Raw genomic sequence first — 12,889 nt, 5'->3', positions numbered from 1 at the left:
AGTATATTATTACGATTTATTTATAATAACACCCTATGATACGTTTATATTAGGCCCTCTAAACCTCGAAGATATACCCCCAAATCTACCCGTAACGGCATAAGATAAGCATTATCTCCAGCTATACGGATAAGCTCTAACATCTTCCGAGCAAGCTGAATGTTGCCTTCCAAAGAGGTGTCATAATCATGCGGAAATACAATATGGTTTACGCGTGTCCAATACGCCCGAGATTTCTCACCCAGGACAGGTGAAATACCCCAAAAAACTGTCTCATCACGCATCCAGTCCATGCACAGGCGCAGCATATTCACATCGAATAAAGGCTGCGTAAAAAAGCCTTTGGCGCCCGCATCTTTCTTACGTTTCACGTCTTCCAGTTCTTGCCACGGCGCACGACGGTACGGATCAAACACGGCGTACACATCCAAATGCGGCGCTTCACGACGATAACGCTCAATAATATCCACAGAACTCTGAGAATATGTTTTGTACCCTTCCGGGGCGGGATCACCTGCCACCACGAGTACCGCTTTCAATTCCGCACTCTGCGTACCCGGCAAAGGGGCATCAGGGTCCACATCAATCGCCCTGATATGAGGGATACTTTCCACCCCTGTCTGTGCCACTACGGCTTCAGCCGCTCGATAACTACGCACATCAAAGCGCAGCAAATCTGGGATATTCAGAAGACCCAACTGCGGAAACACGTCTCGTGATAACGACACGTCTGCCATCAAAGCGTCAAGGGTGCGCGGTACCAGCTCTAAAGAGACGCGTGTCATGATGCCTCACCAGCCCGTGATAACGCCTGAGTAGCGCGTGCTGCTTGCAGTGTATTGTGCAACAAACATGCAATTGTCATCGGCCCCACGCCACCCGGCACAGGGGTAATATGACCCGCAATATGACGCGCCTCGTCAAAAGCAACATCTCCAACCAAACGCGTTCGCCCTTCATCCGTAGGAACGCGCGTGATCCCCACGTCAATGACTGTCGCGCCCGGCTTTATCCAATCTCCTCGTACGAGACCATGCTTACCCGTAGCAACGACTAAAAGATCCCCTTCACGCGCTAAAGAACGCACATCTTGCGTATGGATATGACCAACCGAAACCGTGCAGTTCTCTCGCAATAATAACTGCGCCATCGGTTTGCCCACAAGATTTGAAGCGCCAATCACAACCGCATGTTTACCCGTTAAATCTTTATGCACAGATTTTAACAACATCAAGCAGCCCAACGGGGTACACGGCACAATACCCTCCATACCCAATGCCAAACGGCCAGCATTCACTTCCCCGAGACCATCAACATCTTTATGAGGTGCAATAGCATTAGTCACAACCACAGGGTCAATTTGCTGAGGCAATGGCAATTGAACCAAAATGCCGTGAATACGTGGATTAGCATTTAACTGATCTATCAAATCCAATAATTCATCTTGAGACGTACTCTCCGGCAACATGTGCATAAAAGAACGCATGCCCGCACGATGTGTCTGAATGGCTTTATTCTTCACATACACTTCAGAGGCAGGGTCATTGCCTACCAAAACCACCGCCAAACCCGGCAGGGGGTTTCCCTGTTCAATGAAAGACGCAACATCGTGACCAATTTGTTCGGTAAGCGCGCGCGCAATGGCTTTACCGTCAATGAGTTGACCTGCCTGCGCTGAAGGATGGGTGCTCATAGGGGGCTCCGGATGACAAAAAGACTAAGGATAGGTACGATAAAAACCCCGACCACACTTTCGGTCGCGATATCAAGGATGTTTCCGTGCCTGAGGACATACGCAAGAACTTCTCCAGTGACAACGTCGTTCGGGTATGCCCCGAAGTCATGCAGGCGCTTATGGAGGCCAATAACGGCAGCGCATCAGCCTATGGCAATGATGCACATACCGACCTATTAAACACGCGGTTTGGAGACGTTTTTGAAACAGAAGTGGCCGTTTTCCCCATTGTTACCGGCACTGCCAGTAACAGCCTCGCCCTCTCCGCTTTAGTGTCTCCCTTTGGATCTGTCGTTTGTGATCAAGTTGCACATATCCAAAATGATGAAGGGGGCGCGCCTGAATTTTTTATGCATGGTGCAAAAATCGTCACCATCCCATCACCTAACGGCATCATGCAGGTTGACGCCCTACAAAACATTATCCATGAAAAAAAAGCCGCAGGTCTTCTTGCTCCCCCAATCCACGCCCTTTCCTTAACACAGACTAATGAGTGGGGAATCGTATATCAACCATCCCACCTCGCCGCATTGAGTGATGCAGCCCACGCGGAAGGATTAAGCGTTCATCTCGATGGCGCCCGTTTAGGTAATGCTATTGCCTCGTTGGGTTGTGCACCAGCAGACACCACATGGAAAGCTGGTATTGATGTCCTTACTTTTGGAGGAACTAAAAACGGCGCCATGGCGGCGGAAGCCGTAGTATTCTTCCTGAATGAACGAACACGTCCTTACGTCCAAGACTTTAAACGCCGCATCAAACGTAGCGGCCACTTATGGTCCAAACATCGTTATCTTAGTGTCCAACTACTGGCACTGCTAGAAAATGACCTTTGGTTACACAATGCAACACACGCCAATGATATGGCACAACGTCTCAGTATTGGTTTGGCGCAACATCCCGATATCACTTTACCTTACCCAACGGAAAGCAACGAGATTTTCGCAGCTTTGCCTGAGACCATCATCGACACACTCGAAAAAGCCGGCTTTGGTTTTTATCGCTGGACAACACCCCCACATATAACCGGGACCATCATCCGACTTGTCACAAGTTTTGACACCCGCGCAGAAGATGTGGACGCTTTTTTATCTCACATCACTATATGACAAAAAATTGGGGAGGCTTTTAGAAAACGCCTCCCCATATCACTATGCCGCAAAAATTTGCGCAATAGCGGCCTGCGCTTCATCCTGAATAGCCTTCAAATGCTCCGCGCTTTTAAAGCTCTCAGCATAAATTTTATATACATTCTCTGTCCCGGAAGGACGCGCAGCAAACCAACCGTGAGCTGTCGTCACTTTTAAGCCACCTATAGCTGCATCATTACCCGGTGCTCGCGTCAGCTTTGCTGTTACAGCATCCCCTGCCAAAACATCTAGAGGGAATTGCTCCGGTGACAGTTGAGAAAGCTTTGCCTTCTGCTCCGGATTTGCCGGAGCATCAATACGCGCATAAAAAGGCGTACCCAAACGAGATGTTAACTCATGATAGAGCACACTCGGGTTCTTACCCGTCCGGGCTGTAATCTCAGCCGCCAATAAGTCTAGGACTAAACCATCTTTATCCGTGGTCCACACGGTTCCATCTCGGCGCAGGAAAGTTGCCCCAGCACTTTCCTCCCCACCAAAACCAAGAGAACCATCCATCAACCCTGGGACAAACCACTTCAGACCAACCGGTACCTCGACAAGCTTACGCCCCATTTCGGCCACCACACGATCAATGAGGCCACTGCTTACCAGCGTCTTACCAACCCCCAAATCAGCTTTCCACTCAGGGCGATTACGATACAAATAGGATACCGCAACAGCAAGATAGTGGTTGGGATTCATCAAACCATCAGGCGCCGCAACTATCCCGTGGCGATCAGCATCGGTATCATTTGCAAAAGCAACATCAAAACGATCTGTCAGTTCAATCAAACGCGCCATTGCGTAGGGGGACGAGCAATCCATACGAATTTTGCCATCCCAATCTGCCGTCATAAAGCTGAACGTCATGTCTACGGTATCGCTAACAATCTCCGCATTCAGCCCATAATGTTCAACAATACGGGGCCAATACCGGACCGCAGCCCCCCCCAATGGGTCAATACCTATTTTAATTTGGGCATCACGAATCGCGTCCATGTCGATAACAGAAGCCAAGTCATTTACATACGGCGTAACGAAATCATACCCTTGAACGCATGCAGCATGCTTTGCATCCTCATACGGCAAACGACGAACATCACTCAAACCATCAACCAAGAAACTATTGGCCATTTCTTGAATAGCACGCGTAACAGCCGTATCCGCAGGGCCACCATGGGGTGGATTATACTTGAAACCACCATCTTCTGGAGGGTTATGGGATGGCGTTACCACAACACCATCCGCCAGACCCGAAACACGTCCACGGTTGTATGTTAGAATGGCATGAGAAATAACAGGGGTTGGTGTATATCCACTCTCCGCATCAATGCGTAAATCAATACCATGTGCAGCAAAGACCTCAATAGCACTCCTTTGAGCTGGCTCCGAAAGGGCATGGGTATCAATCCCCAAAAAAAGAGGACCATCAATGCCTTCCGCCTTACGATAACGACAAATTGCCTCGCAAATCGCAAGAATATGGTTTTCGTTAAAGCTGCTCTGTAACGCTGTACCACGATGCCCCGACGTCCCAAAAGTAACACGTTGCGTGGCTACAGAAACATCGGGCTTTAACTGATAATATGCTTCGATAAGAGCCGGGATATTCGTCAAACGAGAAACGTCAAGCGGTTTACCCGCAAGAGGGCTAATAGCAGCCATGAGTTCAGACATCCTTGCTAGATCCGCAGAAAATGAAACTTTAATATGCGTCTACTACCCTACAAGCATGGCCTGATCATGGCGCAGTGTCTAGCAAGAGCGACCTCATATCGCCCTTGTGCACAAGTATTTCAAAAAATATTTTCAAACCATTCAAATATCATGGCAGAAAACGATAAAGTACACACCCTTGATAGCCAGCCCCCCCCAAAGACGGCAAACCTTCCGTAGAAACGGAATATGCACCACCCCCTCCGGCTCCATAATGCGTTGCAGAACGTCCACCTTGACTACCACTACGACCCGCACCGCCCCAAGGCCCCGCACCGCCATGCCCGGCGAACACTAAAGCCCCGCATTGGCCATCTGCACCCGTGCTCCCTGTTTGATTCCAAATAGTTCCTCCGGAGGAACTACCACCATCCCCCCCCGCAGAGCCCGTTGGAGAATAAAAAGAACCTCCCTGGCCACCATTGGCCTGCAATAACACACGCCCCTGATAAGTTATCAAAGTCGTACCACCCGTTTGACCACTACCACCACCGTGACCAATCGTTACAACCAAAGGAGCGCCATTCGTGGGATCCACACTATACCCCCCCCAAGCATCTCCCCCTGCCCCCCCTCCACTACCGGAGAGCGAGCCATTCACGTTTACTGTGGTCGATGAAGCACCACCACCACCACCACCAATCACACGCAGTTCCACACTCGTTGCCCATTGCGGCACTTGCAATGCTGTATTCTCAAGTAAAAATTGAGTTGATTGCGTCACATTTTCTAGAAGTGCACGCGTCGCCATCTGGGGAATAGTCGGCCAGAATACATCCAAAGGAATAGCATGTAAGCCACTAAGATTTTGAACTCCACTCGGAACATTGAGGGTATAAAGCGCAATAACAATACCCCCTACGGGGGCTTGAGGCGATGACGTTGCAACAACAAAAGACATGCTTGCCACACGCCGCGTAGGTAGGGCTTGACCCGTATTATTCGGTCCAGCTTGAGTTTGTGATGGGTTATTGACGCTATAAAAAGGCAATACAGTAGCGTCAACATCCTGCTCAGAACAAACTGCATAAACTGTAAAATTAGCGCCCGTATTCGATACGGGAACAATCACATCAGAAGCATTTACATATTGGACCGTCACAGGAGACAAATCCGAGGGTAATCCTGCCCCTACACCGCCACAATGAGTTGCATCCATAACGCCTGACGCGCTAATCGCACCCACCCCAATTGTAAGAGACAACCCATCAGGTGACGGTGTGCATGACAAACCAGTAGCCGCAGTAACTCCCGGCCCAAACACCATATCCGCAGCAATGCCTACAGCCGCCTTACTGTAACGCCCAACACGCAAAAGATCCGTATCCATAGGTACAGACCCTGGATAAACAATAGCACGATCCATTATATTCTTACCTTCACCCAGCCAACAACACCCAACGCAACGACCGACTGTAAAGAGCGACAAATACTCTCCACCCCATCAGAATGACCTAAAGATGTTTCAATAAAAAACTGTCCACTTTGCCCACCATAACGCAAACCTGAAGTGCCATACCCATAACCACCGCCACACCCTGGCTGCGCACTACTCCCCAGCGCATGACAATCTGCCGCATTCATAGGCTCAATAATCGTCGGCTCTTGCCCCGTCGCCACCAATAACGCAGACGATACCGCTAAACGCGTATTCCGGTCTGCAAGCATATTCTGTCTAATTCTTTGTCGATAATCTGCATCATGTTCTTGAATATGCCTCGGCAGCCCACCGCGTCCGAAATAATCTTCCGACATCATATCTACAAAAAAGCCTGAGGCCGTTTGTAAGCGCGAACACAGATAGAGTGTTTGAATTTGCTCCCATATACCCGCAAGAATGCAGCCAAATCCCTTTAAAAAAGAAACTAAAACCGGAGCATTTTCTGCTTCTCCATCATTTGGTGCGTCAGGAAACCAACCCGTTGGTAAAAGCTGCCGCAAACGACGGGAAAAATCATCTATAGACCCCAGAGACGGTTGGTTATCAAAAAGAGCTTTACCGTCCGTACTTCGTAATGCCGCGTTATTTTGATCTCGCAATATACCCACAAGTCACCCCCCCACCTGCTCAACCGTCAGCAAAGGAATGCGATAGTCCGTTCCATTGACATTAAAATGAAGAAAGCCTCCCCCCGCTTGCGTTGGAATAACTCCACTCACATTACTGATCGGAGACGTAATTTGTAGCTCACCTCCAGCCGCAGGATATAAGCCTAAATTAGCTGACCCCTGCGCTCCTTCTTGAACATAAATACCAGCAGCCTGCTCCCCATCTCCAGATTGAACTTGCAGAGTGTTATTCGGGTTTTGCGTCGATTTTATCGAAAATACTGAATTTCCAGCAATGTTTCCAAAATAAACACCATTATCAACAAACTCTTGTCGCACTCCATTCGCACGCTCCGAGACCGTTGAGCGTACAAAAGCACCAACACCGCCAGGCCTTCCCTCGGACACTGGCGTATGCCACTCTATTCCCTGATTACGAGCCAATGACACGGCAGAAGCATACCCTGAATCTTCACCATCAGTGCCAACCAAAGCCGTAGCGCCAAACACAATACCAGACTGCCACCTATTCGGATTAGCAACGAATGTTACGCCCGCCGCCGCATCAGATGTCCCAGATACCTGCCCCCCTCCAACCCCCAATTGAATACCATACACCCCCCCCCCTACATTAATAGAATACGGGGTGGTTTCTCCAATAATAGCGCCGCCAAAATTAACCCCTTCCAGTTCCATACAAAATGTTGGCTGGTAATTTACGCCTTCCAATCTCCAACCCTCGCCATAAAAAGCATAAGCCGTAGTCGTGGTTGGATTTGACGTATCATCGGAGACAGCCCACGATGAAACCCCAATCGAACTCGGCTGAAATCCCAATATATCAGGAGCATTTTTTGCATCAGACGTCCGTGACCCTGCAACAATCGCGCTACTACCGAATTGCGCAACCGATGCAAATTGCGCCCCCTGGAGAGCCCACGGCCCTATAGAGGTTCCCGCCATAGTTTCCGACAGCCAATCATAACCAGATGACTTAGCACGATCACTCAATGCCGGATTTTTTGTTGCATTTCCCACAAGAAGTCGGTCAGCAAAGCGATTAACCAACGCACCTTCATCTTGATAAAATGCACCACTTGCTTGCACGTCAGTCGGCACACCCGCCAACTGCCCCGCCGTTGCTGTAACGGTCATGGTGCCTGTTTTATCGGCCAGAACCAAAACCTCATCACCAGTTAATGAGGAGATCCGTGGATAAGAATTAAAATTCGCCATAATTACCTTGAAAATAAAATTTATTCATTAACTACATTAATATCTATTCTATCTACTGAAAATGACTGTGCGTCGATCGGATTAATGTCGTTATTACTTCCATTCAATAATATATTTGATACTGATTTTACTTTTGCGCCCGCAGAAACATACGCCAAGTAAGATAAACGACTATATGAATACCCCCCACCAATCGGAGAATTAACAATATCCTTCTTAATCGCGTCTACAATTGCCTCTTGTACACCCTGTCCAGCTACAGAAACCCCAACAGTCATCGAAACAGACACCGGCAAAACGATTGGGCCACGAACCGAGAAACCAACCCCTAGCGCCCGAACGGCGTCAATAGCGTCATAAATATCTTGGACTAATTGTGTCGACGGCACCCCACTTCCGTCATTAATAATAGCTGTAAAATACCCCGAACGCCCTGTACCGTCAGCAGCACATCCTTCCTCGAAAGTATACGATAATCCATTTTGCACCCCTGAGACCGCATTCGCGATAGAGCTCTTACTGGCCGTTGCTTGTGCAGCCAACCAAAGGGGAAAACGAGTGCGTAACTGCGCGTCACTTTCAGCATCAAAGCCATTTAAAAAAGCCGCTGCATTAGTCACAGTATCAATGCCTGCAACCGCCGTTCCCATAAGAGAAATTGCCCCTACATCAACATTACCCATGCTCCCACAACGCTGACACATGACAGGGACATCAATACTGTCCTGACCGCGCACGCGAACGTAACCACCAATCGTATTTGACCAAGCAGGGTGCGCTTCATCCTTCACCACACCAAATGATAAGCCTGAAACGGTACGCACAATAACACTTGGCAAAATCACAGCAGACTGAGCATCCGGCGTAAACGACATCAACGTCACAACACCCGTTGCGGCAACACCAGGCAAACGGCTCATGCCAAAATCAGCCACAAAACTATCGCAATCCTCCCCCGTGGAAGTCGCCAAACGTGTGCGTTGCAAGGCTTGTACCACAGTATATTGCAGCCACAGCCCAATCCCCCCAACAGCCTCCACTAAAGCGCGTGTCGGAGAGCCAACTGAGACATCTATAATTTGAGCACACGAAGCCTGCACCGTCGTCAACGATGATGAAACCATCGTGGAAAATGAGCGCAAAGAAAAAGACATTCAACTCTCCTTTGACACGGATTTTATTTCAAAATTCCGCTTTTAATGACTGTAATTTTCCATTGGATTCATCAAAATACTCAACCCAACACAGCACCCCACCACCAGAGCTCTGAACTATATTCACCTCAATGGGGCGAGATGAATCTACACCTACATCTGACAATAAACTGTGACGAATAGATGCCGATATTAATTCTTCGTCGACAACACTACCAACCATTTGAGGTAGCCCTGCACCATAATCAGGGTGCCATATGTACCCTCCAGAATTCGTTAGAATTCTACGGAGTATTCGTTGTTTTGTAGCCTCTTCCCTTGAAACAAAAGAAACATTTCCCGCTAAAACACTAAGGTCATCACCATAGACATGACCAAAAGAAATCATGAGACTGGCCCTGTACTTTTCTGACTTCCTACCAAATGAATATGCTCATTTAGGCTTATATTATCAGTGCAAATGTCACCGCCCCGTACTACAAGACCACTATCCGTCAAAGACAAAATCGTCCCACCAACAGACAGGACAATTTCTTTATCTTTTATAACAATACCAGCCCCCCCCAATCCCATCTTCAGCTCACGTGCCGAGACTAAAATCCACCCTCCAGTGTTCTGAGACAACGACTGTCCCGCTCCACCGCCACCCGCCTGAATAAGCCACTCCCCCGGATAAATGACGCGCCCCTCTCCAGGCACGCGCGGAGGCATAACCACTGAATCAAATAACGTACCCACGGCAATAAACTGCTCTGCGTCACCTTCCACGGGCACCAGAACAACATGCGTACCCAGCGACGAAGGACAAGAAATTTTAAGATCCCCAGATTGCACACCGGATATATCAGGCATCCAACCTGTCTCAATATCTTCCGGTTGAACCCTTACTTTAATTGCGTGATTGTTAGGGTCTACAGCCGACACAATACCAAATACAGCATGCGCCACCCTATTAACCTGCGCTGCGGCCAAAAGACGCGTATCCGTCATTACACCACCCGTTTTTTAATCGTAACATTTTGTAAAAAACCATGTTGATGAGAAAAATGAGACACAACACGATCTACTGAAAAATATGAAACTTTTCCCTCCCATAACAACGCTACGAATTTTCTTGGGGCTAGCCCGAACATTCCCGGCACAGATATTTCTGAAGACACTGCATGAGACATTAAACGGTTATACTTTGATTTTGCTAATCTTTTTAGATCTTCGAGCCTCTTTCCAGGAACTCGAAAACTATAAATTTTATTATTGTTTATTTCATTTTTTGAAAAAGAAACACCATCATAATAGACCGTAGTTCCTATTCTTTGCCTTGAATCCCACGAAGAAAAACACACCGTAATTCCTTTATTTAGGGCAAGGTCAGATGACAACGTGCCTTCATACAGACAGTTACGAAGATCAAAAATTTCATCATCTTTCTGCGGTACAGCACGTATCGGTCTACACATAATTTTTTGCCCCGCAGCATAAAGATCGCAAGACATATCTCGGGCAATATCAAAAACAATATCGGCAGCCGTTTGAAAACGATGTTGGGATAATAAGATATTTCTCTTATGCTCAACTTGCCAAAATTGGCCACACATTCCATCAGATATAGTACTCGGAAATTCTATATCTATCTCTAGATTTGCTTTTTGTGCCACAGCATAAAGCAAATCACTCCCATTATGATTAATCCACTCATTCTGCAGCCGCAAATCAATCAGTGCGGCCATAGCATCGCGACATTCAAACTCAATTTTACTTTGCCCATGTGCACGACGAATACAATCAACACGTCCCTCAAAAACAGTGTTCCATACTACAGACGCATTAACATCTCTCATCTGCAACGTCAGCCATGGAGAGTGCACACACTGGCTTTGATACCACTCCGTACCCTGCCCTACCTTCAAAATACACGATACAACAGCTACATCTGATGATTCATAACGACTAGAATCAATTTCAAATTCTGAAATCAAAAGATTTTTATCTAATTTGTCATTCCATAGTATTCGACATTCAAATTGACGAATCATAAAAAATCCTCCCCCCAAGGAAGACCCACACTCTCTACCGCCGGTTTTTCAGGAATTTTTATTTTTATATTCTGTTCTAAATCAATGAAACTATAATCTGTGAGTTGATTAGCCTCTAGTATTTTCCACCAAAATAGGGGGTCTCCCCAACACTTAGATGATAAATGAAAAAGAGAATTATCACCTGAACCAATATAAATATTTTTCATATCAACTCACAAAAATTATTATGACCCTCGCATATTAACAATACGAGACGATGCTGTTTTTAATTGTGAAGCAACATCCACCCCAGCACTTTCCAAACCCGCATGTACACTCGCCAGCCCAAGAGCACCGGTGCTATCAATAGACTGCGTATCTAACGACACCCCAACCTCATGAATAAGAGACGTCAATTCTCCTCCCGCACCCCGCAATTGCTCCCCAATGCGCTTCAAAATCAGAGGAGACTGCTCCCAATTTTCACCTGCTTGGGTAACAGCCTGAATCTTCGCAAGAGTATTCATGACCCTCCCCACAGCTCCACCAGCCCCCATCAACGTAGCAACCGGCATAATCTGCGCAGCCACAGTCTCCATCTGAGACGTCAGATTAAATGCGTCTTGTACAGGCCCGGATACAACAGAAGACAAAACACTCCCCGCCTTATCTAAATTCCCTCCAAAGAGTTCAGCATCACTCTCTTCTCGAGATGCTGAAGGCGCATTAACCGCCTCCAATATCAAAGAATAAGTGCACAAAGCGCCCTTATCTTCATAACAATAGGAAAATTCAGCGATTAAAACAGATAGTGATAGCCCTGCAGCAGAAAACGCAATTGCCTGCCCATCATTCCTCATACGCTCAATAGATTGAGCACGCTCTTGGGCATTTGCTCCCAAAAAACGACCTCGCAGCTCAAGGCGCCCAGGATCATTCCCTAATGTATCAATAACACGCTGGCCACCGGGCAGACGGTGAATCACCATCATCTGCCTGCCCCCCACCCGCAAATGATCAGGAACCTCTATGCCCGTTAAAACTAAATTTCCCAATATAACCGGAGCAGAAGCACCAATTTTTGCCATTGCTCCAATGGCATTTCCTATATTTGATAGAGTTAATGCCATTACACCTTCTCAATATATCAATAGTTAATTACAAATAACCAGCACTCAAACCCGGGTATTGCGGTGACGATATTTCATCCACTCCCCCTGAATGACGCCGCAACGCTAAACGCTGCGTAGCCCCCCATATACGAGACTCTACCTGAGCAAGCGCCCCGTCTCGACAAGCAAAACTCTTTTCACCAAAATGACCTACCGCCTCCATCCCCCGCCTGGCACGATTGACAACATGATCCGCTAAATCGTTTTTTGATCGGTCACCACCAGACTCAAAAATATCTTTCTGCTTTTGTACAATCGACCCAAACGGTACGAAAGCATGCCTATAATCTGTTTTTTTTCTCATCGCCTGAACCATCACGCTTCCTACTGCACGAGAAGCATTTTGATTAATGGTATGAACAAAAATATGACGTGATTTTTCTCTTACAGAATGATGAATAGTCCTAGATTTTGGTACGATTATAGAACAAAAATCTTTTTTATCTTTAGAGTTTATTATTCGCTCTTTAGAAAAATGACCTATACCCCGTTTGCAAACAGAAGCAGACTGATACCCCCGCCCTAATGTCATTCTTTGACCATGAAATACCGCAGAACGAGACAATACACCCACACCGCCCTTGCCACCAAGAGCAACGGAATTATTATAAAAAATCGACTGTGAAGACACGAACTTCGGTACATGCGATGAGCGTAAATAGCCTGCTTGCCGGTCCAA

At 47.3% G+C, this 12,889-nt stretch carries 15 protein-coding genes; 2 read left to right on the top strand and 13 right to left on the bottom strand.

The window, feature by feature from the left end; all coding sequences use genetic code 11:
• Positions 1-44 precede the first annotated feature (44 nt).
• Together NTH01S_RS09545 and folD are read right to left on the bottom strand one after the other, a co-directional pair.
• On the bottom strand, positions 45-785 hold the full coding sequence (locus NTH01S_RS09545; RefSeq protein ID WP_068173054.1) for a methylenetetrahydrofolate reductase: 741 nt from the start codon (positions 783-785) through the stop codon (positions 45-47).
• Positions 782-1,693 carry a bifunctional methylenetetrahydrofolate dehydrogenase/methenyltetrahydrofolate cyclohydrolase FolD gene (folD, locus tag NTH01S_RS09540; protein ID WP_068173051.1) on the bottom strand — a complete coding sequence of 304 codons (912 nt, stop codon included), beginning with the start codon at positions 1,691-1,693 and terminating at the stop codon, positions 782-784. Before folD ends, NTH01S_RS09545 begins: the two co-directional genes overlap by 4 nt.
• A gap of 86 nt (positions 1,694-1,779) precedes the next feature.
• Between folD and NTH01S_RS09535 the strand changes: the two genes are divergently transcribed.
• Positions 1,780-2,844 carry a threonine aldolase family protein gene (locus NTH01S_RS09535; RefSeq protein ID WP_068173048.1) on the top strand — a complete coding sequence of 355 codons (1,065 nt, stop codon included), beginning with the start codon at positions 1,780-1,782 and terminating at the stop codon, positions 2,842-2,844.
• A gap of 42 nt (positions 2,845-2,886) precedes the next feature.
• Here NTH01S_RS09535 and pgm read toward each other — a convergent pair whose 3' ends face one another.
• The 10 genes from pgm to NTH01S_RS09485 form a co-directional block, all read right to left on the bottom strand.
• Positions 2,887-4,533, bottom strand: a complete 1,647-nt coding sequence (gene pgm, locus NTH01S_RS09530; RefSeq protein ID WP_068173121.1) for a phosphoglucomutase (alpha-D-glucose-1,6-bisphosphate-dependent) — start codon at positions 4,531-4,533, stop codon at positions 2,887-2,889.
• A gap of 160 nt (positions 4,534-4,693) precedes the next feature.
• Positions 4,694-5,914, bottom strand: coding sequence for a glycine-rich domain-containing protein (locus NTH01S_RS09525; RefSeq protein WP_245642320.1), 1,221 nt, complete (start codon positions 5,912-5,914; stop codon positions 4,694-4,696).
• Positions 5,915-5,949: 35 nt separating this feature from the next.
• Complete coding sequence (locus tag NTH01S_RS09520) at positions 5,950-6,633, bottom strand: hypothetical protein (protein ID WP_068173042.1); 684 nt, start codon at positions 6,631-6,633, stop codon at positions 5,950-5,952.
• Positions 6,634-6,636: 3 nt separating this feature from the next.
• Positions 6,637-7,869 (bottom strand): hypothetical protein, encoded by a 1,233-nt coding sequence (locus NTH01S_RS09515; protein WP_068173039.1) that lies wholly within the window; start codon positions 7,867-7,869, stop codon positions 6,637-6,639.
• Between the two features lie 20 nt (positions 7,870-7,889).
• A complete protein-coding gene (locus tag NTH01S_RS09510; RefSeq protein ID WP_068173036.1) occupies positions 7,890-9,023 on the bottom strand; it encodes a baseplate J/gp47 family protein in 1,134 nt (377 codons plus the stop codon).
• A gap of 28 nt (positions 9,024-9,051) precedes the next feature.
• Positions 9,052-9,411 carry a hypothetical protein gene (locus tag NTH01S_RS09505; protein WP_068173032.1) on the bottom strand — a complete coding sequence of 120 codons (360 nt, stop codon included), beginning with the start codon at positions 9,409-9,411 and terminating at the stop codon, positions 9,052-9,054.
• Positions 9,408-10,013 carry a phage baseplate assembly protein V gene (locus tag NTH01S_RS09500; protein ID WP_068173029.1) on the bottom strand — a complete coding sequence of 202 codons (606 nt, stop codon included), beginning with the start codon at positions 10,011-10,013 and terminating at the stop codon, positions 9,408-9,410. The genes NTH01S_RS09505 and NTH01S_RS09500 overlap by 4 nt, the downstream gene beginning before the upstream one ends.
• On the bottom strand, positions 10,013-11,056 hold the full coding sequence (locus NTH01S_RS09495; protein WP_068173026.1) for a hypothetical protein: 1,044 nt from the start codon (positions 11,054-11,056) through the stop codon (positions 10,013-10,015). Before NTH01S_RS09495 ends, NTH01S_RS09500 begins: the two co-directional genes overlap by 1 nt.
• Positions 11,053-11,265, bottom strand: coding sequence for a hypothetical protein (locus tag NTH01S_RS09490; RefSeq protein WP_068173016.1), 213 nt, complete (start codon positions 11,263-11,265; stop codon positions 11,053-11,055). Before NTH01S_RS09490 ends, NTH01S_RS09495 begins: the two co-directional genes overlap by 4 nt.
• Positions 11,266-11,283: 18 nt before the next feature.
• Entirely contained in the window at positions 11,284-12,030 is a 747-nt protein-coding gene (locus NTH01S_RS09485) for a hypothetical protein (protein ID WP_157070937.1), read from the bottom strand.
• Between the two features lie 37 nt (positions 12,031-12,067).
• Here NTH01S_RS09485 and NTH01S_RS12165 point away from each other — a divergent pair, with 37 nt between their 5' ends.
• Positions 12,068-12,196 (top strand): hypothetical protein, encoded by a 129-nt coding sequence (locus tag NTH01S_RS12165; RefSeq protein WP_267288029.1) that lies wholly within the window; start codon positions 12,068-12,070, stop codon positions 12,194-12,196.
• Here the strand turns inward: NTH01S_RS12165 and NTH01S_RS09480 are convergent.
• Positions 12,197-12,889 (bottom strand): hypothetical protein (locus tag NTH01S_RS09480; protein ID WP_218015980.1); only part of this gene is annotated, 693 nt, incomplete at its 5' end.

The organism is Neokomagataea thailandica NBRC 106555, from assembly GCF_001598495.1.
Taxonomy (GTDB): domain Bacteria; phylum Pseudomonadota; class Alphaproteobacteria; order Acetobacterales; family Acetobacteraceae; genus Gluconobacter; species Gluconobacter thailandicus_A.
Note: the sequence above shows the minus strand (reverse complement) of the source record. Positions and strands in the feature narration are given on the sequence as shown.